The 24141-nt window shown below is 66.8% G+C and carries 21 protein-coding genes; 9 read left to right on the top strand and 12 right to left on the bottom strand.

Annotation, left to right across the window (positions count from 1 at the left end):
• Position 1: 1 nt before the first annotated feature.
• Entirely contained in the window at positions 2 to 961 is a 960-nt protein-coding gene (locus FFS09_RS06550; protein ID WP_137918057.1) for an NAD(P)H-dependent flavin oxidoreductase, read from the bottom strand.
• Positions 962 to 1025: 64 nt separating this feature from the next.
• Here FFS09_RS06550 and FFS09_RS06545 point away from each other — a divergent pair, with 64 nt between their 5' ends.
• Positions 1026 to 2294 carry a CaiB/BaiF CoA transferase family protein gene (locus tag FFS09_RS06545; RefSeq protein ID WP_137918056.1) on the top strand — a complete coding sequence of 423 codons (1269 nt, stop codon included), beginning with the start codon at positions 1026 to 1028 and terminating at the stop codon, positions 2292 to 2294.
• A gap of 11 nt (positions 2295 to 2305) precedes the next feature.
• Positions 2306 to 3289 (top strand): Bug family tripartite tricarboxylate transporter substrate binding protein, encoded by a 984-nt coding sequence (locus FFS09_RS06540; protein WP_137918055.1) that lies wholly within the window; start codon positions 2306 to 2308, stop codon positions 3287 to 3289.
• On the opposite strand, the gene FFS09_RS06535 is transcribed toward FFS09_RS06540, so the two are convergent.
• From FFS09_RS06535 to FFS09_RS06520, 4 genes are read right to left on the bottom strand one after another with little or no spacing between them, the layout of a single operon-like run.
• Positions 3290 to 4168, bottom strand: coding sequence for an alpha/beta fold hydrolase (locus FFS09_RS06535; RefSeq protein ID WP_137918054.1), 879 nt, complete (start codon positions 4166 to 4168; stop codon positions 3290 to 3292).
• 18 nt (positions 4169 to 4186) lie between these two features.
• Entirely contained in the window at positions 4187 to 6268 is a 2082-nt protein-coding gene (locus FFS09_RS06530) for an acetate--CoA ligase family protein (protein WP_171019886.1), read from the bottom strand.
• A gap of 5 nt (positions 6269 to 6273) precedes the next feature.
• A complete protein-coding gene (locus tag FFS09_RS06525; RefSeq protein WP_137918052.1) occupies positions 6274 to 7068 on the bottom strand; it encodes an enoyl-CoA hydratase/isomerase family protein in 795 nt (264 codons plus the stop codon).
• A gap of 27 nt (positions 7069 to 7095) precedes the next feature.
• Positions 7096 to 8076, bottom strand: a complete 981-nt coding sequence (locus FFS09_RS06520) for a tripartite tricarboxylate transporter substrate binding protein (protein ID WP_137918051.1) — start codon at positions 8074 to 8076, stop codon at positions 7096 to 7098.
• A 184-nt stretch (positions 8077 to 8260) separates the two neighbouring features.
• Here FFS09_RS06520 and FFS09_RS06515 point away from each other — a divergent pair, with 184 nt between their 5' ends.
• Complete coding sequence (locus FFS09_RS06515) at positions 8261 to 9064, top strand: IclR family transcriptional regulator (protein WP_137918050.1); 804 nt, start codon at positions 8261 to 8263, stop codon at positions 9062 to 9064.
• Between the two features lie 21 nt (positions 9065 to 9085).
• Here the strand turns inward: FFS09_RS06515 and FFS09_RS06510 are convergent, their stop codons facing one another.
• The 5 genes from FFS09_RS06510 to FFS09_RS06490 all read right to left on the bottom strand — a co-directional run bounded on the left by FFS09_RS06510 (position 9086) and on the right by FFS09_RS06490 (position 13437).
• Positions 9086 to 9307 (bottom strand): hypothetical protein, encoded by a 222-nt coding sequence (locus FFS09_RS06510; protein ID WP_137918049.1) that lies wholly within the window; start codon positions 9305 to 9307, stop codon positions 9086 to 9088.
• Between the two features lie 147 nt (positions 9308 to 9454).
• Positions 9455 to 9904 carry a hemerythrin domain-containing protein gene (locus FFS09_RS06505; protein WP_137918048.1) on the bottom strand — a complete coding sequence of 150 codons (450 nt, stop codon included), beginning with the start codon at positions 9902 to 9904 and terminating at the stop codon, positions 9455 to 9457.
• A 207-nt stretch (positions 9905 to 10111) separates the two neighbouring features.
• Entirely contained in the window at positions 10112 to 11296 is a 1185-nt protein-coding gene (locus tag FFS09_RS06500) for a branched-chain amino acid ABC transporter substrate-binding protein (protein WP_137918047.1), read from the bottom strand.
• A 186-nt stretch (positions 11297 to 11482) separates the two neighbouring features.
• The gene (locus FFS09_RS06495; protein WP_137918046.1) at positions 11483 to 11920 is read right to left on the bottom strand and encodes a DNA polymerase III subunit chi; all 438 of its coding nucleotides are present in this window, start codon (positions 11918 to 11920) and stop codon (positions 11483 to 11485) included.
• 11 nt (positions 11921 to 11931) lie between these two features.
• Positions 11932 to 13437: a leucyl aminopeptidase gene (locus FFS09_RS06490; RefSeq protein ID WP_137918045.1), complete on the bottom strand. Its 1506-nt coding sequence runs from the start codon at positions 13435 to 13437 to the stop codon at positions 11932 to 11934.
• A gap of 25 nt (positions 13438 to 13462) precedes the next feature.
• Here FFS09_RS06490 and lptF point away from each other — a divergent pair, with 25 nt between their 5' ends.
• From lptF to FFS09_RS06465, 5 genes are read left to right on the top strand one after another with little or no spacing between them, the layout of a single operon-like run.
• Positions 13463 to 14584 (top strand): LPS export ABC transporter permease LptF, encoded by a 1122-nt coding sequence (gene lptF / locus FFS09_RS06485; RefSeq protein WP_137918044.1) that lies wholly within the window; start codon positions 13463 to 13465, stop codon positions 14582 to 14584.
• Positions 14581 to 15699 (top strand): LPS export ABC transporter permease LptG, encoded by a 1119-nt coding sequence (lptG, locus tag FFS09_RS06480; protein WP_137918043.1) that lies wholly within the window; start codon positions 14581 to 14583, stop codon positions 15697 to 15699. Before lptF ends, lptG begins: the two co-directional genes overlap by 4 nt.
• 4 nt (positions 15700 to 15703) lie before the next feature.
• Positions 15704 to 16069 (top strand): sirohydrochlorin chelatase, encoded by a 366-nt coding sequence (locus FFS09_RS06475; RefSeq protein ID WP_137918042.1) that lies wholly within the window; start codon positions 15704 to 15706, stop codon positions 16067 to 16069.
• Positions 16066 to 17010, top strand: coding sequence for a CysB family HTH-type transcriptional regulator (locus tag FFS09_RS06470; RefSeq protein WP_137918041.1), 945 nt, complete (start codon positions 16066 to 16068; stop codon positions 17008 to 17010). The genes FFS09_RS06475 and FFS09_RS06470 overlap by 4 nt, the downstream gene beginning before the upstream one ends.
• A gap of 13 nt (positions 17011 to 17023) precedes the next feature.
• The gene (locus FFS09_RS06465; RefSeq protein ID WP_137918040.1) at positions 17024 to 18202 is read left to right on the top strand and encodes a pyridoxal phosphate-dependent aminotransferase; all 1179 of its coding nucleotides are present in this window, start codon (positions 17024 to 17026) and stop codon (positions 18200 to 18202) included.
• A 12-nt stretch (positions 18203 to 18214) separates the two neighbouring features.
• On the opposite strand, the gene hrpA is transcribed toward FFS09_RS06465, so the two are convergent.
• Positions 18215 to 22162 (bottom strand): ATP-dependent RNA helicase HrpA, encoded by a 3948-nt coding sequence (hrpA, locus tag FFS09_RS06460; protein ID WP_137918039.1) that lies wholly within the window; start codon positions 22160 to 22162, stop codon positions 18215 to 18217.
• Between the two features lie 42 nt (positions 22163 to 22204).
• Here hrpA and argA point away from each other — a divergent pair, with 42 nt between their 5' ends.
• A complete protein-coding gene (gene argA / locus FFS09_RS06455) occupies positions 22205 to 23545 on the top strand; it encodes an amino-acid N-acetyltransferase (RefSeq protein WP_137918038.1) in 1341 nt (446 codons plus the stop codon).
• 21 nt (positions 23546 to 23566) lie between these two features.
• Here argA and FFS09_RS06450 read toward each other — a convergent pair whose 3' ends face one another.
• Positions 23567 to 24082, bottom strand: coding sequence for a disulfide bond formation protein B (locus tag FFS09_RS06450; protein WP_252374264.1), 516 nt, complete (start codon positions 24080 to 24082; stop codon positions 23567 to 23569).
• Between the last annotated feature and the right edge of the window lie 59 nt (positions 24083 to 24141).

Genomic DNA, 24141 nt, shown 5'->3' with positions numbered 1-24141 from the left:
ATCAGGCGCTGACCGCGCCCATGGTCTTCATGCGTTCGGTGGCTTCGCGCAGTTCGCGCACGAGTTGCGCCATGACCTCGGCGGCGGGCTGGATGCGCTGCACCAGGCCGGCGGACTGGCCCAGCTCCACCTTGCCCCATTCGATGTCGCCATCGAGCGCGGCCTGCTTCAGGGTGCTTTTCTTGAACAAGGCTTCGTAGTCTTCTTGCGGCACCTGATCGCGCTCGGCGTCGAAGATGGCCTGGGCGAAGGCGTTGCGCAAGCCGCGCACCGGCAGGCTGCGGCGACCCACCAGTACCGTGTCGTGCACGTCGGCCTCGAGCACCGCTGCCTTGTAGTTGGCGTGCACCGTGGCTTCTTCGGTCAGCAAAAAGCGTGTGCCCAGTTGTACCGCGTCCGCGCCGAGCGCGAGCAGGGCCGCGATGCCCCAGCCATCGGCCACGCCGCCACCGGCAATCACGGGGATCGACACCTCCTGCAGCACGCGCCGCACGGTCACGAGGGTGCTGACGTCGTTGACCGGCGGATGCCCGCCGGCCTCGGAGCCCACGACGATCAACGCGTCGACACCGGCGTCCGCCGCCTTCTTCGCGTGTTCCAGCGTGGACACCACCTGGATCCAGGTGGCGCCGATGTCGCGAAAGCGTTGCAGGTGCGCGCGCGGCCCCCCCTGCGAGGCGATCACCACCGGCACGCGCCGCTGGTGCATGGCGTCCAGCAGGTCCTGCACGCCGGGCCGGTACAGCGGGATGTTGACCGCAAAGGGTTTGTCGGTGGCTGCCGCCAGCTCACCGAGCATGCGCACGAAATCGGGCGTGCGCAGCGGCCCCGCGGCCAGCACGCCCAGGCCGCCGGCGTTGGACACCGCGGCCGGCAGCGCCACGCTGGACGAGGCCCAGCTCATGCCCGCCTGGACGATGGGGTGGGCAATGCCCAGTAGCTTGGTGATTCGGGTTTTCATCAGGAAGTCGCTGGTTGATTTGGTTGTTAGAATAAACCAACTAGAAGTCAATTGCAACCAAATCATGGCCATTCAAAAATCCGCTTCCGCATCGGCAACAGGGCCTCGCCTTCCGCTGGCGGGCCTGCGCGTGGTCGACCTCACGTCGGCGGTGGTGGGACCGTATTGCACCCAGGTGCTGGCGGACTACGGTGCCGAGGTCATCAAGGTGGAAGAGAAGTCCGGCGACGTGATCCGCTGGATCTCGGGCAAGTCGCGCACGCCCGGCATGTCGGGCAAGTTCATGCACATGAACCGGAACAAGCGCAGCATCTCGCTGGACCTGAAGCAGGCCTCGGGGCGCGAAGCCTTGATGCAGCTCGTCGATACCGCCGACGTCTTTCTGCACAACATGCGCACCGCCGCGGCCGAGCGCCTGGGCCTGGGCAGCGAACAACTGACGCAGCGCTGCCCGCGCCTGGTCTATTGCGGCATCGTCGGGTTCGGCAGCGGTGGCCGCTACGCGGGACGGCCCGCGTACGACTCCATCCTGCAAGGCGGCACCGCCCTGGCCAGCCTGATGAGCGGCGCGGACGGCGCGCCGCGCTACGTGCCCTATGTGGTGATCGACCGCACGGCCGGGCTCATGGTGGCCCACGCGATCCTGGCCGCGCTGTTCGCGCGCGAGCGCGACGGTGAAGGCCGCACCATCGAGGTGCCGATGTTCGAAAGCTACGCGGGCTTGTTGTTGAGCGAGCACCTGTACGGCCACAGCTTCGAACCGCCCACAGGCCCGCTGGGTGACCGCCGTCTGCTCGACGCGAACGCCAGGCCGGTGCGCACGCGCGACGGTTACGTCTGCATCACCACCAACACCGACGCGCAGGTGCACAAGCTGTTCCATGCGCTCGGGCGCGCGGACCTCGCGGCCGATGCGCGCTTTGCCACGGCGCTGGCGCGCATCGAGCACATCGCGGCGTTCTTCGCGCTGCGCGCGGAGTTGCTCGCGTCGCGCGACACGGCGGAACTCGTCGACCTGCTCCTCGCGCACGACATTCCGTGCATGCCGTGCCACACGCTGGACTCGCTGGTGGCCGACCCGCATTTGCAGGACGTGGGCTTGCTCGAAACCGGCAGCCACCCCACGCAGGGACAGATCCGCCACATCCGCCCGGCCATGCAGATGAGCGGCTTCGAGCCCTCGGTGCGGCTGCCCGCGCCCCACATCGGCGAGCACACCGCCGCCATTCTTTCCGAGCTGGGCTACACGCCCGCGCAGATCGAAGCCTTGTTCTCGGATGGCGCGGCTTACACCGCGCCGGACGCGCCCCCGCACCCACCACAACCCACCTGAGGAGACTTCACATGCTTCAGTTCACCCGCCGCCAGGCATTGACGGGCTTGCTCGCCACCGGCATGGCGCCCTTTGCATCCACCCATGCCCAGACCAACTGGCCGCAGCGGCCCGTGCGCCTCATCGTCGGCTTCGCGCCCGGCGGCGGCAGCGACTTCGTGGCCCGCGCGCTGGCGCAGGACATGGGCGAACTGCTCGGGCAGCCGCTCATCGTCGACAACCGCCCGGGCGCGGGCGGCGCCATCGCCTCGCGCGCGGTCGCCACGGCCGACCCCGATGGCTACAACCTGTTGTTGGGCAGCGCCGCGAACTTCGTGATCAACCCGGTGCTCATGTCCAACCTGCCATACGACGCCGAAAAAGACTTCGCGCCGGTCGGCTCGGTGGCCCGCTTCGGCTACGTGCTGCTGGCCCGCAAGGGCCTGCCCTACAAGTCCGTGGCCGACGTGGTGGCGCATGCGAAGCAGAAGCCGGGTGAATTGACGATCGGCTCGGCCGGCAACGGCTCCAACACGCACCTCGCGGCCGCGGCCTTCCAGCGCGCGGCCGGCATCCAGCTGCGCCACATTCCCTACAAGGGCACCACGCCCGCGCTGACGGACCTGGCCGGCGGCACGATCGACCTGCTCTTCGACTCCGTGCCCACGGTGTTGGGCCAGGTCAAGTCCGGTGCCTTGCGCGCCCTGGCCACCACGGGTCGAACGCGCGAAACCGTGTTGCCCGACCTGCCCACCATGGTGGAAGCGGGTTTACCCAACTTCTCGGCCAGCAACTGGTTCGCGGTGTTCGCGCCGGCGCGCACGCCACCCGACGTGCTCGCGCGCATGAACGCGGCCATTCAGAAAGCCCTGGCCAGCGACCGGCTGCGCGGCCAGTTCGCGGCCAGCGGCAACATCCCGCTGCCGGGCAGCCCGCAGGCGCTGGACCAGTTGGTGAAGGACGAGCGCGTGGCCTACGCCAAACTCATCAAGGACTCCGGCATCACCGCCGACTGATCAGGCCGCGGACAGGGGCTCGCGCAGCCACGCGACCAGCATCGGGTTCACCACATCGGCGCCCTCGTACTGCACCCAGTGGCCGCAGCCACGCACGATGTGCGCGCGGCTGTGGGGAACGGCGGCACTGAGTTGCGGCACGAGCACCTCGGGATCGGCCGTGACGTCGTGCTCGCCCCAGGCCAGAAGGGTCGGCCCTTCTCGCGTGGCGAGCAACTCGATGAGCCCACCTGCGCGCCCCATGTTCTTGCTGCGAAAACGCGTGTGCACACAGGCCTCGGTGTGCACGCGCAAGGCCAGCGCATCGATGTCGTCCGCCGGCACGCTGAGCATGTGCATCGCGAGGTTGTGGCGCATGGCGCGCTCCAGCGCGGGCGCGTCGCCCGCGCGGTACGCCTCGGCCCAGTGCACGAGTTCGCCCTTGGGACGCCGGCGCGTGCCGTGGCCCGCGGAGCCGAGCAAGGCGAGCCGCTGCACGTGGGGCCGCCGCGCGCTCAGGTGCGCGGCCACCAGGCCACCAAAAGAAAAGCCCACCAGGTTGATCGGCGTGTCGGCACCGATCGCGGCATTCAAGGTGGCCAGCGTCGCGTCCAGCAACGCGGGCAGGCCTTCGCCATGCAGGTCGGAATCGCCATAGCCCGGCATGTTCGGCACCCACACCGTGTGCTGCGTGGCCAGCGCGTCGATGTTGCGCACCCAGTGCAGCCAGCTGCCATGCCCGCCGTGCAGCAACACCACCGGGCTGCCGGCACCGAAGGCGCGCCAGGTGACCACGCCATGGGCGGTCTTCACGCGTTCGATGCGGGCGCGTGCGGTGAGGTCGTCGATCAGGACTGGAGCTTCTTGAGCAGCTTGCGCTTCTTGTGAGTCGTCTTTCATGCCCTGCACTGTAGTGCCTCAGGCCAACACCACCACGCCGTCGGCGGCTTTCACCCCGCGGCCCTGGGGCAATACGAACACCGGATTGATCTCGGCCTCGAGCACGCGATCGCCCAGCTGCGCCACCATGCGCGAGAACGCGACGATGGTGGCCACCAGCGCGTCCACGTCGGCCTTGGGCCGGCCGCGGTAGCCGTCGAGCAGCGGCCAGGTCTTGAGCTCGCGCACCATCTCTTCGGCCACCGCCGGGCTCAGGCCCGCGTCGGGTGACATCATGCGCATCGTCGTGTCCTTCAGCAGCTCGGCGGTGATGCCGCCCATGCCCAGCAGGATCGCCGTGCCCAGCACGTCGCGGTGCATGCCCAGGATCAACTCGGTGCCACCCGACACCATCTCCTGCACGAGGAATCGATCGGGTCGCACACCGGCCTTGCGGTGCACCTCGTCGGCCATGGCCGCCATGCGCGCGCCGATCTGCTCGGCGTTCACGCCGACGGCCACACCGCCCACATCGCTCTTGTGCGTGATCTCACGGCTCAGCATCTTCAGCACCACGCGCCCGCCCATGGCCTTCGCGGCTTGCTCGGCTTGCGCTGCCGTGGTGACCACGGTCTCGGCGGTGCACGGCACGTCGAATCGCGTGAACAGGCGCTTGCATTCGGCCTCGTCGAGCGAGCCGATGCCGAGATCCTGCACCGACACGGGCGCACCGGCCAACGCGGCCACAGGCTCGCGCCACTGGCGCGCATGCAGCATGCCGGCCAGCGCCACACTGCAGCTCTCGGCCGAGGTGAAGGCCGGCACGCCGCGCTGCGTGAGCAGGGCCGCCACATCGGGCGCGTGCGGGCTCACGAAGGCGATCACCGGTTTGTCGCTCAGCGGCAAGCAATCCTGAATCGCCCCGGCCATCAACTCGGGCATGGCCAGGCTGGACGAGCCGACGATGATGGTCAGCGCGTCGTAGCTCGGGCTCTCGAGCAGGGCTTTGATGGCGCCGCGCAGCAGATCGGGCTGCAAGCCCGCGAGCGTCACGTCGATCGGGTTGCGGTCCAGCGCGGCGTGGCTGCCGTTTTGCAGATCGCGCAGGCGCTGGGCCGTGGCCTCGTCGGGCGCGGGCGTCTCGAAACCCGTCACCCCCAGGCTGTCGGACACCAGCGTGCCCGCCCCGCCGGTGGACGTGAGCACGGCCACGCGCTTGCCGCGCAGCACGCGCCCGGTGGACAGCGCCACCGGCATGTCGAGCAGATCGCTGAAGGACTGCGCGCGGATCACGCCCACTTCCTTGAACAGCGCGTCGTACATGCGGTCCGCGCCCGCCAGCGCACCGGTGTGCGACACGGCGGCCTGCGCGCCGGCTTCGGAGCGCCCGATCTTGAAGGCCACCACCGGCTTGCCGGCGCGCGCGGCCTTGAGCGCAGCCTGGCGGAAGCGCTCCGGGTGGCGCACGCTTTCCACATACAGCGCGATGACCCTGGTGGCCTCGTCGTCGGCCAGGTGGTCGATGAAATCGGCCAGGTCCAGGTCCACCTCGTTGCTGGTGGAGATGAGTTTGGACAGGCCAATGCCACGCGCCGCGGCGCGCGAGAGCAGCGCGCCCAGAATGCCGCCGCTTTGCGAGACCACGCCCACGGCGCCCTGCGGAAAATGGTCCATCTCCAGCGCGCCGCTGGCCGAGAGCACGATGTTGTCGGTGAGGTTGACCAGGCCGATGGTGTTCGGCCCGAGCAGGCGCATGGGGCCCGCCGCCTCCATCAGTTGCGCCTGGCGGCGCGCGCCCTCCTCGCCCGTTTCGGTGTAGCCGCTGGCGAGCACGATGGCCGCTGCCGTGCCGCGCGCCGCGAGGTCTCGCACCGCCAGGTGGGCGCGCTCGGCGCCGAGCAGCACGATGCCCACGTCGGGCACGCTGGGCAGCGAGGCGATGTCGGCATAGCAGCGCAGGCCATCGATGCTGTCCACGCGCGGGTTCACCGGAAAGATCTCGCCGCGGAACCCATGCTTGCGCAGATAGGCGACCGGACGGCCTGCGGTCTTCTGGGCGTCGGCGGACGCGCCGATGACGGCAACGCTGCGGGGCTGCAGCAGGCGGGCAATGGCGTTCATGTGTGTCATTCCTTGGCGGCGACGGTCTTGCTCAGAAACGCCATGACCGCATCGCGGTGTTCGGTGCTCGTGTAACAGATGCCTTGCGCCTGGCTGCCCTGCGCGAACACCTGGTTCGCCGGCAGCTCGAAGCTCTGGTTGAGGATGTTCTTGCCGAGCGCGAGCGCGGTGGCCGAGCCCTTGCTCAGTTCGCGCGCCCAGGCCTGTGCGTCCGACACCAGTTGTGCGGCAGCGGTTTTGCGGTCGACGATGCCCAGGGCGAGCGCCTCGTCCACCTCCACCTTGCGGCCGGTGAACACCAGTTCTTTCGCTTTGGACAAGCCGACGCGGCGCGGCAGGAAGTACATGCCGCCGCCATCGGGCACGATGCCGCGGTGGATGTAGGACCAGGCAAAGCTGCCCCACTCGCTGGCGATCACGAAGTCGCAGGCCAGCGCGGTGTCAGCGCCCAGGCCCGAGGCCGAGCCGTTCACCGCCGCGATCACCGGCTTGGGCATGGTGTGCAGCAGCATCTGCGTGTGGTGCACGCGCTGCTGGCGGTGCCAGCCGTTGAAGCCCACCTCGCCCGCCGGTGCGTTCATGCGTTTCTCCATGCCGGCGATGTCGCCGCCGGCGCAGAAGGCCTTGCCCGCGCCGGTGAGCACCAGCGCGCGGATGGCCTTGTCGGCCGCCACCTGTTCCAGGGCGTCGATGAATTCGGCGCGCATCGCGTCGCTCATGGCGTTGCGCTTGTCCGGCCGGTTCAGCGTGAGGGTGGCGATACCGGTGTCGACCTGCAGGTCGATGAGGGAGAAGGTCATGGCGGTTCCAGAAGGCGTTGGGTGGACTCAGTTCGAGGTGATGTTGTTTTCCTTGACGATCTTGCGCCAGCGCGCTTCTTCGCCACGGACGTAGCTGTCCAGCTCGGCGGGTGCGCCCGCGCTGATGACCAGGCCTTCCTGCTCCACCTTCTTGCGGAAATCGTCGGTCGCCACGGCCTTCTTCGCGGCCGCGTTGAGCTTGTGGATCACGTCGGCCGGCGTGCCGGCGGGCACGTACAGGCCGTACCAGCTCTCCACCGCATAACCCGGCACGGTTTCGCCCACCGTGGGCAAGTCCTTGAACACGGGGGAGCGCTGGGCGCCAGTGACGGCGATGGCGCGCAGCTTGCCGCTGTCGACCAGGGACGAGACCCCGGCCGCCGTGCCGAACATCATGTTGACCTGGCCGCCTTGCAGGTCGGTCAGGGCCGGGCCCGCGCCACGGTACGGGATGTGGCTGGTCTTCACCTTGGCCAGGTTGTCGAACATCTCGCCCGCGAGGTGCGCGGAGGTGCCATTGCCCTGCGAGGCGTAGGTGAGCTTGCCCGGGTTGGCGCGCGCGGCGTCCACCACGTCCTTCACCGTCTTGTAGGGGCTGTCCGCGCGCACCACCAGCACGTTCGGACCCTTGCCGATCAGGATCACGGGCGCGAAGGCCTTCTCGGTGTCGAAGGGCAGCTTGGGCATCATGCTGGGGTTGACCGCGTGGGCGAAGGTGGCGATCACCACGGTGTAGCCATCGGCCGGGCTCTTGGCCACGGTCTCGGTGCCGATGATGGTGCCGGCCCCGGGCTTGTTCTCGATCACCACCGACTGGCCGAGCTCTTTCGACATGCCCAGGCCGATCGTGCGCGCGATCATGTCGGTGCCGCCACCGGGGGCAAACGGCACCACCAGACGGATCGGTTTGTCGGGGAACTGCTGCGCCAGCGCGACCGAGGTGGTGAGCGTGGCGAGCGCGAGGACGATGCCGCGGCGCAAGGTGGAGGCTGAACGCTGAAGGGTCATGGTGTGTGTCTCCTGGAATATGAATAGGCCAGGAAATGCTACGTTTTCAGTGCCGGTTTGGCACTCCTTCAATTCCATTCAATGGAATTGAGGTGGATGCCATCGGGGTTCTTCATGAGGGCGATGGCGCCTGGATCGCGGATGATGCGGCTTCCACCTCATGGAATTTCATGGACACACGCAGATGAACGAGAACGCAGCAAACAACGAACGGTTCGGCACCTCGCCCACCAACCGCTCGCTGATCCGGGGCATCGACATCCTGCGGGCGTTCCGGCCCGGATCGAGCTGGCTGGGCAACAGCGAACTGGCGGAGCGCACGGGCCTGTCGCCCTCCACCGTCAGCCGCCTCACGCAGACGCTCGTGCTCTGCGGCATGCTGCAGCACGACGGCCTCCGCCGCGCCTACCGACTGGCGCCACCGGTGCTGAGCTTTGCCCACGCGATGCGCGCAGGCTCGTCGGTGCTGGCCCTGGCCGCTCCGCGCATGCGCGCCCTGGCCGAAAGCCAGCGCATCAACGTCGGCCTGGCCGCGCCCGACGGCGACGAGATGGTGTACCTGGAGTCCATCCGCTACAACCGCCGCGTCGCGCTGCGCAACGTGGTTTCCGGCCAGCGCGTGCCCATGGAGCTCACCTCGCTTGGGCGCGCCTACCTCGCGACCCTGTCGGCCCCTCAGAGGCAGCCCTTGTACGAGGTGTTCCAGCGCCGTTGCGGCGCGCAGTGGCGCACCGTGCAGGCCGAGATCGGCAATGCGCTCAAACAGATGCGGGAACAGGGTTTCTGCGCGGCGTCCTGGCAACCCGAGGTGGTGGCGCTGGCCACGCCGCTGGTCACGGCGGAAGGGGTCTACGTGCTGAACCTCAGCGTGTCGACCGACGAACCCCTGCCCTTGGTGGTGCGCACGCTCTCGGGGCCGTTGCAGACGCTGGCCCAGGAACTGCGCGTGGAACTCGATGCCCTGGGCAGCGCGCTAGAGGCGCTCTAGCAGCCTGCGCCGCTGGCAGCGCTAACGCACTTCGCCCGTTTTTGTCTCGCTGAGGAAGGGCGAAGCCAGGGTGCGTTGTTGCAAACGCCGCTGCTCGCCGCGTTCCGTGCTGTCGTGCAACACGGCGACGAACCAGGCCAACAGCAGACACGAGCCGACCAGCAACAGCCAGATCAGCACATGCGTGAACACGCCGACCCATGAATCGTCATTGCGGCCTGCCATGGGTGCGTTGCGGTTCATGGTGCTTCCCTGTGGTCATTGGTATGGGCGTCACTGAATGCATGATCTCAATGCGCATGCTGCGACCATGTCAGTTCCGCGCCTCGCTGTCTGTAGGAATAGGCCTACAACGCCCGTAGTACCTCTCAGGCAGCCTGTTGCCGGGGTTCAGGCCAACACGCCGCGCATGCGGTTCAGGTCGCGCCGGTACCGCGCGGCCAGGCCCACCTTCTGCTTGTCGCTCAGGATCTTGCCCGACAGCTGAAAGAACTTTTTCTCCTCTTCCCGCAGGTGGTGGTGCACCTCGTGGGAGAGCTTGCGCACCAGCTCGGGCCAGGCGTCCGGTTGGTTGCGCGCTTCTTCGATCGCCTCGACGCATTCATCAATCTCATGGTGCTCGGCCAAGGCATGGCGGGACGACTTCAAGCCCATGTCATCGAACAGGATCTGGGCATACAGAAAGCGCTCCTCGGCCGCGGCGTGTGCCGCCAGCTCGATGCGCAGCGCCTGGAACGTCTCCTGCGCGCGCGGGTCGTCCGGCTTCATGCGCGACAAGCGCCGACACAGGGTGCGCTGGGTTGCGTGGCTCTCGCGCAGGGCTTCGTAGATGTTGTCCATGGTGTTTCCTTGTCCGTCCGAGTCTAGAAACGCACCATCAAGCCCCGTGTCGGCTCATGCCGGACACCGGTGTAGGACCGCACCCACGCACGAGGACAAAAGCCCTCGAATGGAGGGCAAAAAAGAAGCCACCGCATGCGGTGGCTTCTTGGTGTGCCGCGAAATCCGGTGACGGACTTCGCGGCTCGCGTGAACGCGATGGATCGATCAGCGGATCACGGCCAGGTTGGTGCGCACACCGCCCTTGAAGGTCATGAGCGTCAGGGCGCCGTTCTTGATGTCGCCCTTTTCGTCGAAGGCGATGTTGCCCGTCACACCCTTGTAGTTGGTGGCCTTGAGCGCCGGCAGGTACACCTTCGGATCGGCGGAACCGGCGGTGACCATGGCGTTGGCCATGACCTTCACGGCGTCGTACACGTATGGGGCGTACACCTTCACGTCGTCGTTGAACTTGGCCTTGAAGTCGACGCGGAACTTGTCCATGCCGGCCTTCTGCTCGCCTTCCACGCCACCGGCTTCCGCGCAGTAGACCTGGTCGTCGCCCAGGCCATCGGCGGCCAGCTTCGGCAGTTCGGTGGTGCAGATGCCGTCGCCGCCCATGAACTTGGCCTTGATGCCCAGTTGCTTCATTTGCTTGAGCATCGGGCCGGCAACGGCGTCCATGCCGCCGAAGAACACGACGTCGGGCTTCTTGGCCTTCAGCGTGGTCAGGATGGCGTTGAAGTCGGTGGCCTTGTCGTTGGTGAACTCACGACCCACCACGGTACCGCCGGCAGCGGCCACGCCCTTTTCGAACTCGTCGGCCACGCCTTGGCCGTACGCGGTGCGGTCATCGATCACGGCCACGTTCTTGGCCTTGAGGGTTTCCACAGCGTACTTGCCCAGCGTGCCGCCCAGGTGCACGTCGTCAGCCACGACGCGGAACGCGCCTGCGTAGCCCTGACGGGTGTACTTGGGGTTGGTGGCCGAGGGCGAAATCTGGGGAATGCCAGCGTCGTTGTAGATCTGCGAGGCGGGGATGGTGGTGCCCGAGTTCAGGTGACCGATCACACCGGCCACCTTGGCGTCCACCAGCTTGGTGGCGGCTGCCGTGCCTTGCTTGGGATCGGCCGCGTCGTCTTCGGCCAGCAGCTCGAACTTGGCGGGCGCGCCGCCGATGGTCAGGCCAGCCGCGTTGAGCTCTTCGATCGCCATGCGGGCGCCGTTTTCATTGTCTTTGCCGAGGTGGGCGATTGCGCCGCTGGTGGGACCAACGTGACCGATCTTGATGACCTGGGCCGTTGGTGCGGGGGCTGCGGCAGGAGCGGCAGCCGGGGCTGCTTCTTCTTTTTTGCCACAAGCGGCAAGCGCGACAGCCGCCGCGATAACGGCCAGTTTGGTGTTCAGTTGCATGGTTTTCCTCGGAAAGGATAGGAGTTGGAATGCGGAGGGAACTTTTTCTCCCCACGCATAAAGATACTCCAAAAAACCACCAGTTTTCACGCTTTGCACCGCTGTGTCAGCGGACCGAGGGTTTTCCCAAAGGCCAGATCACCCTCTTGCAGGGCGCATAAGTGCCGCGCATGTGGCGCGTGTGCATCAGTCCTGAGGCGCGAGTTTCAGATCGTGCCGCTGCGGCTCGATGCCTTGGGCCTTGTAGCGCTTCCAGCGCTCGCGCGCGTGGCTGCGGTCGCCCTCGTCGTTGGTGACGACCTCGATCACCCGGGCAAAGCGCTCGTGCCCGGGCGGCATTTCGGCACGCAGATTCACCAGCACCGAAGCGCCGTTGCTGGCGGACGCGTCGCTGGCGAGATGGATGGGTGAACGGGCCTGCACATGCGGCGGGTCGTTCGGGCCACTGTGAGGCACGAACTCCCCAACCACCGCCGTCCAGAGCGCCGCGTCGAGCGCGGCACGCTCGCCGTCATCCACCAGCACGAGCACGCGAGCGCCTTTCAGGTAGGCCTTTCGCAGCAACCTGCAGGCGTAGCTCAGCCTGTCCGGGGCGTTGAAATGGAAGGCGACTTCGGTGGTCATGGCGGACGGCCTCAGGCCTTGGCCGCTTTCCGGGTTTTCGCGCGCGGCGTTGCACCGCCGGCTTTGCCCGAGGCGACCTGATCGAGGAGGTACTGCAGCAGCAGCGGCACGGGCCGGCCGGTGGAGCCTTTGGCCGCGCCGCCTTTCCAGGCCGTTCCCGCGATGTCCAGGTGCGCCCAGGGCAGCTCGGCGGTGAACTTCTGCAGGAACTTGGCCGCGGTGATGGCACCGCCCGCGCGGCCCGCCACGTTGCCCATGTCGGCGAAGTTGGACTTGAGACCTTCTGCGTACTCGTCGTCCAGCGGCATGCGCCAGCACGGGTCCAGCGCCGCTTCACCGGCCTGCTGCAGGGCCTGCGCCAGGTCGTCGCGCGTGGAGAACAGGCCCGAGCGCACGCCGCCCAGGGCGATCACGCAGGCGCCGGTGAGGGTCGCGATGTCGATCACGCTGTGCGGCTTGAAGCGCGCGGCGTAGGTCAGCGCGTCGCACAGGATCAGGCGTCCTTCGGCATCGGTGTTGAGGATTTCGATGGTTTGCCCGCTCATGCTGGTGACCACGTCGCCGGGCTTCACGGCCATGCCGTCGGGCATGTTTTCGCAACTGGGGATGAGCCCGACCACGTTGATGGCGGGCTGCAGTTCGGCCAATGCCGCGAAGGTGCCGAGCACGCTGGCAGCGCCGCCCATGTCGAACTTCATCTCGTCCATCTCGGCCGCGGGTTTGATGGAGATGCCGCCAGTGTCGAAGGTGATGCCCTTGCCCACCAGCACCACGGGCGCGGCGTCCTTGGCGCCGCCGCTGTAGTGCATGACGATGAAGCGCAGCGGCTCCGCCGAGCCCTTGGCCACCGCCATGAACGAGCCCATGCCCAAGGCCTCGACATGTTTGGGGCCGAGCACTTCGGTCTTCATGCGCGGTTGGCGCCCGAGCTTGCGCGCGGCCTCGGCGAGCATGCTGGGGGTGGCGTGGTTGGCCGGGCGGTTGGCCCACTCCTTGGCGAATTCGACGCCGGTGACCAGCGCACGACCCGCATCGAAGCCGTCGCGCACGGCCGGGGCCTGGGCCACGCCCACCACCACCTGCTGCAACGAACGGGCCTTGGCCGACGGCTTGGTGGCGGTGTAGACATAGGTCGCGTCCGCACACGCCTGCACGGCGCTGCGCACCGCGTGGCTGTCCGCGTCGAAGAGGCTGAGCAACAGGCCCAGCTTTTTCACGCCAGGCTGCTTGAGCGCGGACACCCCGGCCGCCACAGCCTTGCGCACCGAGGCGGCGGAGCCGTCGCCCACGCGCACCAGCAGCACGCGAGCGGCCTTGAACCCGGCCGGTCGGTAGCACAGCAACTGCTTGCCGGCGCCGCTCTCCAGATCGCCCCGCTGGACGGCCTCTGCCACCAGTTGCGGCAACGCGCCGGCTTCGGTCTTTTTCGGTACGGCATCGGGCACCAGCACCAGCAAGGCGTCGACAGCCCATGGGGCGGCCTGGGTGGGAGAAAGTGATTTGAGTTCGAAGTCCATAATCGTGTTTTCCTGTTCTCGATCGATGTTATTCCATTCCTCCATCCGCAAAGAGCTGGCGCGCAGTTTCGGGGCCACGCTGTTGGTGCTGTTCACCATCGTGCTGACCATGCTGCTGATCCGCACGGTCGGCCTGGCCTCGCGTGGCAGCGTGAACCCGCAAGAGATCGCCCTCGTGCTGGGCTACACCGTGATCGGCCGCATGCCCACGGTCCTTACCCTGGCCCTGTTCATCGCCATCGTCTTCACGCTCTCGCGCATGTACCGCGACAGCGAAATGATCATCTGGTTCTCCAGCGGGCGCTCGCTCGGGGGCTTTCTCGGCCCGGTGGTGCGGTTTTCGTGGCCCATCCTGGTGGTCATCACGCTGATGGTGTTCTTCGTCTGGCCCTGGGCCAATGCACAGACGGACGCCCTGCGCGACCGCTTCGAGCGACGCGGGGACCTCGAACGCATCGCGCCGGGGCAGTTTCAGGAATCGTCGAGTGGACGGCGCGTGTTCTTCATTGACAAGGACACGGCCGATGGCACCGAAGGCCGCAACATCTTCATCTCCAGCACCGAAAAGGATGGCAGCGAAACCGTGACATCGGCGCGCTCGGGGCGCATCGAATGGATTGAAAGCCGACAGATCCTGATGCTCAACAACGGCCAGCGCCTGGAGGCGGCAGCCGACCAGGGCAGCCTGCAAGTGAGCGAGTTCGAGGAGTACGGCACGCAGATCGGCGGATTCGAAGCCAGCGAGCGCGGCGAGGCGCTCAAGGCCCGCAGCAGCTGGGACCTCATCGCCGACCCCACCCGCGCCAACCTGGGCGAACTGGGCTGGCGCGTGGGCATGGCCCTCACCGCCATGAACTTCGTGCTGATCGCGGTGGCCACCACCACCGGCAACCCGCGCGCGGGGCGCGGCGGCAACCTGTTCTTCACCCTCTTCTCTTTCGTGTTCTATTACAACCTGCTCAACCTGGGCCAGAGCTGGGTCGCCAGCGGCCTGTTCCCGCTTGCGGGCTACATGCTCACGCTGCACGGCGGGGTGTTCATCCTGACCGTGCTCTGGATGCTCAAGCGCCACCACAATCTGAGCGTGCGTGGCTGGCTTCGCGCCCGACGGGCCCAGCGGGCCGAGGCACAAGGCGCCGCCGCATGAAGACCATCCGACGCCTCATCTATGGTGAGATCTTCGCGGCCGTGTTCTTCGTGCTGCTGGCCTTCCTCTCGCTGTTCTTCTTCTTCGACTTCGTCGACGAGTTGCCCGAACTGGGCAAGCCCTCGGCGCTCGACGCGAAACTGGTCTATGAAGTGCCGCACGCCCTGCTCTACGTGGCACTGGTCATGCCCAGCCGCATCTACGAGCTGCTGCCGATTGCCGTGCTGATCGGCTCCATCTTCGTGCTGGCGCGGCTGGCGCAGGGTTCGGAATACACCATCCTGCGCACCAGTGGCCTGGGGCCCTGGCGGGCGTTGCGCACGCTGCTGGGTCTGGGCCTGGTTTTCGTGGTGCTGACCTTCGCCATTGGCGACTACCTCGCGCCGCTCTCGGACAAGACCGCGCAATTGCTCAAGGCACGCTACCAGGGCAACATCAGCCTGGGGCAGACCGGCGCCTGGCTCAAGGAAAAGCAACCGTACAGCAACTTTTCTGTCAACGTGGGCTCCATGTCACCCCAGGGTGAGCTGGGCAATGTGCGCATCTTCGAATTCAACAACCAGGGTTTCCTGATGTCCACGGTGCGCGCGGACACCGGTCAGATTGAAAACGACGATTCCTGGACGCTGCGCCAGGTGGAGCGCAGTGAGTTCGACACCGCCGGGCAAACCTCGGCGCGCGTGCTGCGGCAGAACCTCGAGACCTTCCGCTGGCCCAGCGGCATCAACGCCGAAATGGTGTCGGTGGCCTTGCTCAAGCCCGACCGCATGCGCACCGCCGACCTGTTTGGCTACATCCGCCACCTGGAGGCCAACGGCCAGACCGCGCAGCGCTACGAGATCGAGTTCTGGCGCAAGGTGTTCTACCCGTTGAGCTGCCTGGTGATGGTGGTGCTGGCGCTGCCGTTCGCCTACCTGCACTTCCGCTCCGGCAGCATCACCGCCTACGTGTTCGGCGGCGTGATGATCGGCATCAGCTTCTTCCTGCTCAACAACGTGTTCGGCTACATCGGCAACCTCAACCAGTGGCGGCCCTGGCTGGCCGCGGCCTCGCCGGCGATGATCTATTCCGTCTTCTCGCTCGGCGCCTTCGGGTGGCTGGTGCTCAGGAGGTAGGGCCGTGCTCGGTGTCATTGTCCTGGCGCATGGGTCGCGCGACCCTTTGTGGCGCGCACCGATCGAGTCGGTGGCGCAGCAGATTGCCCGCGGCGACGCGTCCGCGGTGGTTTCGTGCGCCTACCTCGAACTCTGCGAACCCGACATCGCCACGGCCGCGCGCCAGTTGGTCGCCCAGGGTGCCACGCGCATCCGCGTGTTGCCGCTGTTCTTCGGCATGGGCAAGCATGCCCGTGAAGACCTGCCGCAGCGCATGGCCGATCTGGGCGCCGCGCACCCCGGCACCGCGTTCGAATTGCTGCCCACCGCGGGTGAAGACCCACGCCTGACCGCCTTGCTTGCAAAAATCGCGCTGGAGACCACCGCATGAACCTGCACCAGTTTCGCTTCGTGCAGGAAGCGGTGCGCCGCAACCTGAACCTCACCGAAGCCGCCAAGGCGCTGCACACCTCGCAGCCCGGCGTGTCCAAGGCCATCATCGAGCTGGAGGACGAGCTCGGCATCGAAATCTTCGCGCGCCACGGCAAGCGCATCAAGCGCGTCACCGAGCCGGGCCAGCAGGTGCTCAAGAGCATCGAGATCATCCTGCGCGAGGTCAACAACCTCAAGCGCATCGGTGAGCAGTACTCGGCGCAGGACAGCGGCACGCTCTCGATCGCAACCACCCACACCCAGGCGCGTTATGTGCTGCCGGGCCCGGTGGCCGCGCTGCGCCTGGCCTACCCGAAGGTCGGCATCAGCCTGCACCAGGGCTCACCCGACCAGGTGGCCAAGATGCTGATGGAAGAAGTGGCCGAGATCGGCATGGCCACCGAGTCGCTGGTGAACTACCCCGAGCTCGTCACCCTGCCCTGCTACGAGTGGCAGCACGTGCTGGTGTTCCCGTTCGACCACCCGCTGCTCGAGCGCGAGCGCATCACGCTCGATGACCTCGCGCAGGTGCCGCTGATCACCTACCACCCCAGCTTCACCGGCCGCACCCGCATCGACCAGGCGTTCGGGCTGCGCCACCTGCAGCCCAACATCGTGCTCGAAGCGATCGACTCGGACGTGATCAAGACTTACGTGAAGCTCGGAATGGGCGTGGGCATCGTCGCCGAAATGGCCATGCAGGGCGAGAACCAGACGCCCGATCTGGTGGCGCGCCCGGCCGCGCAGCTGTTTGGCCACAACCTCGCGCGCGTGGCCTTCAAGCGCGGCACCTACTTGCGCCATTTCGTGCTGCGCTTTGCCGAACTGCTGAGCGATCGGCTTTCGCGCGACCTCATTTTGCGTGCCATGAGCGGCACCCCAGACGACTACGAGCTCTGATTCCCCAGACACCATGACCTCGCCCGCACCCCGCACGCCCACTTTCCCCTCGCGCCTGCCCAACGTCGGCACCACCATCTTCAGCGTCATGTCGGCGCTGGCGACCGAGCACAACGCGGTCAACCTCGGCCAGGGCTTCCCCGACTTCGATTGCGACCCGGCCCTGGTGGACGCGGTCACCCAGGCCATGCGGGCCGGCCACAACCAGTACCCGCCCATGCCCGGAGCGCCCGCGCTGCGCCAGGCCATGGCCGCCAAGATCCAGGCGCTCTACGGCCTGGCCTGCGACCCGAACACCGAGATCACCGTCACGGCCGGCGCGACGCAAGCCATCCTCACCGCACTGCTGGCGGTCGTGCAACCGGGCGACGAGGTCATCGTGCTCGAGCCCTGCTACGACAGCTACGTGCCCAACATCGAGCTGGCCGGCGGCGTGCCGGTGCGCGTGCCACTCACGCCCGGCAGCTTCCGACCCGATTTCGACCGCATCGCCGCCGCCCTCACGCCGCGCACGCGCGCCCTGCTCATCAACAGCCCGCACAACCCCAGCGGCACGGTCTGGAGCGCGGCCGACATGCAGCGCCTGCAAGACCTGCTCGCACCCACCGACGTGCTGCTGATCAGCGACGAGGTCTACGAGCACATGGTGTTCGACGGCCAGGCACACCAGAGCGCGGCGCGCTTCCCCGGCCTGGCCGCGCGTGCCTTCATCATCAGCAGCTTCGGCAAGACGTACCACGTGACCGGGTGGAAGGTCGGCACCGTGGTCGCGCCCGCGGCGCTCACCGCCGAATTCCGCAAGGTGCACCAGTTCAACGTGTTCACCGTGAACACGCCGATGCAGCACGCGCTGGCCAGCTACATGGCCAACCCCGCGCCGTACGTTGAACTCCCGGCGTTCTACCAACGCAAGCGCGATCTGTTCCGCGAGGGCCTGGCGGGCACCCGTTTCCGGTTGTTGCCGGGCGAAGGCACCTACTTCCAGTGCGTGGAGATCTCGAACCTGGCCGTGCCCGAGCGCGACCTGCCCGAGGGCGATTTCTGCCAGTGGCTCACGAAAGAAATCGGCGTGGCCGCCATTCCGCTGTCGGCGTTCTACGGCAATGGCTTCGACCAGAAGGTGGTGCGCTTCTGCTTCGCGAAGAAGGACGACACCTTGCGCGAAGCGCTCAAGCGCCTCGCGCGGCTTTGAAGCGCCAGGACCTCAGGTATTGAGCTGGGCCCAGGCCTTGTCGAGCCGCTTCACGCTCACGGGCTGGGGCGTGCGCAGCTCCTGCGCGAAGAAACTCACCCGCAACTCCTCCAACAACCAGCGCAGCTCCTGCAGGCGCGCGTCCTGCACGCCCTTGCGCTCGGCCACCAGGCGCCAGAAGCGCTGGTCTTGTGGGCGCAGCTCGGCCAGTTTGGCCGCATCGCGCGCGGGGTCGGCGCGCAGCTTGTCCAGCCGCAGTTGCACGGCCTTCAAATAGCGCGGCAGGTGCTGCAGTTGCGCATACGGCGTTTGCAACAGGAAGCGCTTGGGTACCAGGCGTTGCAGCTGTTGCGCGATGTCGGCCGCCACATCGGCTGACGGCTTGCCATCCTTGAGCTTGCGCGCGGCCGCGGCGTACTCGGTGAGCACGGTGCCGGCGGTGCGCGCGATCTCGTTGGCGATCAGCGTGAGGCGGCCACGGCCCTCTTCCACCCGGCGTTTGAACGCGGCTTCGTCGGTGGGCAGAGGATCGCCCAGGAAAGCGCGGTCCAGCGCGAGTTCGAGGATCTGTGCGCGCAACTCTTCCAGCGTGCCGCCCCCGCCCGTGTCCTTGCCCACCTGCATGTAGGCCACGCCCATGGCCTGCAGGCCGGGCAGGTTTTTTTCCAGGTACTTCAGCGCGTCGCGGATCTGCAACGCACACAGGCGCCGCAGGCCTTCGCGGTGGCGCGACTGGGCCACTTCGGGTTCGTCGAACACCTCGATGCGCACCGCGTCACCATCGTCCACCAGGGCGGGAAAGCCGATCAACGTTTGTTTGCCTTGCTGGATTTCCATCAGTTCGGGCAGTTCGCCAAAGTCCCAGGTGGTGTGGCGTTGGGTGGCGCTGGAGCGATTTGTTGAAGAGGGCTTGGCATCCTTGCTCTCGGGGAGTGGCTTGGCTTGCCCCTGCTTGCCCTCACCCTGCTCTCTCCCGCTGGCGGGAGAGGGTGCAGACCCGTCGCCAGCGGCCGGTGCCAGCTTCAGTTGCGCCAGCGCCTGGAATGCGCCGCGCGCCTGCGCGCCGAGTTCGGCTTTGAGCGCGGCCAGGTTGCGCCCTTGTCCGAGTTGGCGACCATGTTCGTCCACCACGCGCAGGTGCATGAAGTGGTGCGCGCTCAGCATGTCGACCTTGATGTCGTTGCGCTGGATGTCGAGCTGCGTGGCCGCGCGCACCAGCTTGAGCAGCGCATCCATGAGGTTGCCGGAGCCAAACGTGGTGGGCTCGCACAAGGTCTGCGCGAACTTCTCGGCCGTGGCGGGCAAGGGCACCAGCCGCGACCGTGGCCGTTGGTGCAAGGTCTTGATCAGCGCCAATACCTTTTCCTTGAGCATGCCGGGCACCAGCCAGTCGCAACGGTCTTCACTGGCCTGGTTGAGCGCGAAGATCGGCAGCGTGACCGACAAGCCGTCGCGCGGGTCGCCGGGCTCGTGCAGGTAGCTGCAAACGCAGTCCACACCGCCCAGGCGCAGCGTCTTGGGGAAGGTCTGCGTGGTGATGCCGGCCGCCTCGTGGCGCATCAGTTCTTCGCGCGTGAGCAGCAGCAGTTTCGGGTTCTCGCGCACCGCGTCGCGGTACCAGCGCTCCATCGTGGCACCGGTGCAGATGTTGGCGGGTAGTTGCTGGTCGTAGAAGGCGTAGATCAGCTCGTCGTCGACCAGCACGTCCTGCCGGCGCGACTTGTGTTCGAGCTCGGACACCTGCTTCACCAGTTTCTGGTTCGCGGCCAGGAACGGCAGGCGCGTTTCCCACTCCCCCGCCACCAGCGCTTCGCGAATGAAGATTTCGCGCGCGCCCACCGGGTCCACGCGGCCGTAGTCGGTGCGGCGGTTGCTGTAGACCACCAGGCCGTAGAGCGTGGCGCGCTCCAGCGCGGTCACCTGAGCGGCCTTCTTTTCCCAATGCGGGTCGAGCAACTGCTTCTTGATGAGGTGCGAGCCCACCTGCTCCAGCCACTGCGGTTCGATGCCGGCGATGCCTCGCCCGAACAGCCGAGTGGTTTCGACCAGCTCGGCGCAGACGATCCAGCGGCCCGGCCGCTTGCTCAGGTTCGCGCCCGGGTGGCGGTGGAACTTGATGCCGCGCGCACCGAGGTAGACGTCTTCGGTTTCGTGCTTCTGCCCGACGTTGCCCAGCAGCCCCGACAACATCGCCAGGTGCAGCTGTTCGTAGCTCGCCGGCTTGTCGTTGAGCTTCCACTTGTGCTCGGCGACGACAGTGTGCAATTGGGAATGGATGTCGCGCCACTCGCGCACGCGCCGCACGTTGATGTAACTCTCACGCAGCGCGTTTTCGTACTGGCGGTGGCTCAGCTTGTGGTCCTGGCCGTGCCCACCCTTGGTGTCGTCCAGCCATTTCCAGAGCTTGAGCGTGCCGCTGAACTCGCTCTTCTCGTCGTCGAATTTGGCGTGCGCCTGGTCGGCCTGGGCCTGCTTCTCCAGCGGACGGTCGCGCACGTCCTGCACGCTCAACGCCGACGCGATCACCAGCACCTCGTCGAGCGCGCCGCGCTGCTGCGCTTCCAGGATCATGCGGCCCACGCGCGGGTCCAGCGGCAGGCGCGACAGCGTCTGGCCGATCGGCGTGAGTTCGTTGGCCTCGTCCACCGCGCCGAGCTCGGCCAGCAGCTGGTAGCCGTCGACGATGGCGCGCTTCTGCGGCGCCTCGATGAACGCAAAGTCTTCCACCGCGCCCAGGCGCAGCGCTTTCATGCGCAGGATGACGCCCGCGAGCGAGCTGCGCAAAATTTCAGGATCGGTGAACCGGGGACGGCCGATGAAGCCCGCCTCGTCGTACAAGCGAATGCAGATGCCATCGGCCACACGCCCGCAGCGCCCGGCGCGCTGGTTGGCGGCCGCCTGGCTGATGGGCTCCACCATCAACTGCTCCACCTTCTGGCGGAAGCTGTAGCGCTTCACGCGCGCGGTGCCGGCGTCGATCACGAAGCGGATGCCGGGCACCGTGAGCGAGGTTTCGGCCACGTTGGTCGAGAGCACGATGCGCCGTCCGCTGTGGTCCTGGAAGATGCGGTCCTGCTCGGCCTGCGAGAGGCGCGCGAACAGCGGCAGAACCTCTGCCGAACGCAACACCGGTTGATGTGAGAGATGTTTGCGCAGGTGGTCGGCCGCCTCGCGGATCTCGCGCTCGCCGGGCAGAAACACCAGGATGTCCCCACCCTGCGGCCCACGCCAGAGTTCGTCCACCGCATCGGCGATGGCGTTGTTCAAATCGTAGTCGCGGCTTTCCTCGAACGGCCGCCAGCGTTGCTCCACCGGGAAGGTGCGGCCAGAGACCATCAACACCGGGGCCTTGCCTTTGCTCGACGAGAAGTACTCGGCGAAGCGGTCGGCGTCGATGGTGGCCGAGGTCACCACCAGCTTCAGGTCGGGACGTCGCGGCAGCAACTGGCGCAGGTAGCCCAGCAGGAAATCGATGTTCAGGCTGCGCTCGTGCGCCTCGTCGATGATGATCGTGTCGTAGGCGCGCAGGTCCGGGTCGGTCTGCGTTTCGGCGAGCAAGATGCCGTCGGTCATCAGCTTGACCGAGGCATCGCGCGAAAGGCGGTCCTGGAAGCGCACCTTGTAGCCCACCACCTCGCCCAGCGGCGTCTTCAACTCTTCCGCGATGCGCTTGGCCACGCTGGAGGCGGCAATGCGCCGCGGCTGCGTGTGGCCGATGAGTTGACCGCGCTGCCCCGGCTTGGCGTTGCATTTGCCGCGCCCCATCTGCAACAGGATCTTGGGCAACTGCGTGGTTTTGCCCGAGCCCGTTTCGCCGCAGACGATGACCACCTGGTGGTCGCGCAATGCGGCCTCGATCTCGTGACGGCGGGCCGAGACGGGCAGCGACTCGGGGAATTCAATGTGCAGCGGGTTGGAGGACAAGTGGGGAACTTCGGTCAAAATCGGGCAACTGGCCATTATCCGCGCCCCGCCCCTCGCCCGCAGTCTTTCGACACACACATGTCCAACGTCTTCAACTTCACCTTCGTTCCCTGGTTCCGCTCGGTCGCACCCTACATCCACAAACACCGCCACAACACGCTGGTGGTGGGCATCGCAGGTGAAGCCATCGCGGCCGGCAAGCTCGAGAAGCTGGCGCAGGACCTGGCGCTCATCCAGAGCATGGGTGTGGAGATCGTGCTGGTGCACGGGTTTCGCCCGCAGGTGAACGAGCAATTGCGCCTCAAGGGGCACGAAGCCAAGTACTCGCACGGCATGCGCATCACCGACTCGGTGGCGCTGGACTGCGCGCAGGAAGCGGCCGGTCAGTTGCGCTACGAGATCGAAGCCGCCTTCAGCCAGGGCCTGCCCAACACGCCCATGGCCGGCGCGACGGTGCGCGTGATCTCGGGCAATTTCATCACCGCGCGGCCCGTGGGCCTCATCGACGGCGTGGACTTCCAGCACTCGGGCCTGGTGCGCAAGGTCGATACCGAAGGCATTCAGCGCACGCTCGACATGGGCGCAATGGTGCTGCTCTCGCCCTTCGGTTTTTCCCCCACCGGCGAGGCTTTCAATCTGCAGATGGAAGACGTGGCCACCTCGGTCGCAGTGGCACTGCAGGCCGACAAGCTGATGTTCCTGACCGAAGTGCCCGGCATCCGCGTGGACCAGGACGATCCCGAAAGCGACATCGACACCGAGTTGCCGCTGGCCGACGCCAAGAAAATGCTCGCCGCGCTGCCGGCCGCCACCCAACCCACCGACCCCGCGTTTTATCTGCGGCACTGCATCCGCGCCTGCGAAGGTGGCGTGGACCGCAGCCACATCCTGCCGTTTTCGGTGGACGGTGCGCTGCTGCTGGAGATCTACACCCACGACGGCATCGGCACCATGGTGGTGGACGAAAAACTGGAGAGCGTGCGCGAAGCCACCATCGACGACGTGAGCGGCATCGTGGCGCTGATCGAACCGTTCGAGAAGGACGGCACTCTGGTCAAGCGCGACCGCAACGAGATCGAACGCGATGCCGGCAACTACACCATCATCGAGCACGACGGCGTGATGTTCGGCTGCGCCGCCCTCTACCCCTACCCCGAAGCCCGCACCGGCGAGATGGCCGCGCTCACCGTGTCACCCGACACGCAGAGCCAGGGCGATGGCGAGCGGCTGCTCAAGCGCATCGAAGCGCGCGCCAAGGCGCAAGGTCTGCAGAGCATCTTCGTGCTCACCACGCGCACGATGCACTGGTTCATCAAACGCGGCTTTGTTCAGGTCAGCGCCGACTGGCTGCCCGAGGCGCGCAAACGCAAGTACAACTGGGACCGCAAGAGCCAGGTGCTGGTGAAAAAGCTCAACTGAGGGCCAGGGACCCGCGTCGCGTCAGGCGGCGGGGCGCTTCACCCAGAGTGCGATGGCCAACAGGGCGATCGCCGAGAAGCACAGGAAGGACCAGTTCGCGATCGACAGGCCGAGGAAAGTCCAGTCGATCACCGAACAATCGCCGCTGCCGCGGAAGATCATCGGAATGGCGCGGCGCAGCGGGAAGGCTTCGATCATGCCGAAGAAGTCGCGCCCGCAACTCATGATCTCGGGTGGGTTCCATTGCAGCCAGCTCTGGCGCGCCGCGGTGAACGCGCCGAACACCGCCAGCAGCCCCATCAGCGCCACACCGCCATAGCGCGCGGTACGCGGCTTGAACAGCGCCGTGATACCGGCCACCACCGCCACCAATACCAGGGCGTAACGTTGCACGATGCACATCGGGCAAGGCTCCAGGCCCACGACGTGCTGCAAGTACATGCCAAAAGCCAGCATGGTGACACAGGCCAGCGCCACCACACCGAGGATGCGGCGCGGGTGGTTCGTCAAGGGCGAGGGTTGGCCTGGGGAGGGGATGGCGATCAAGGGAAGTCCTGAAGAGAAGAAAAAGCGGCCGCCGGGCGGGACAGAGCAAT

The sequence above is a fragment of the Hydrogenophaga sp. 2FB genome, from assembly GCF_005503365.1.
GTDB lineage: Bacteria > Pseudomonadota > Gammaproteobacteria > Burkholderiales > Burkholderiaceae_C > Hydrogenophaga.
Note: the sequence above shows the minus strand (reverse complement) of the source record. Positions and strands in the feature narration are given on the sequence as shown.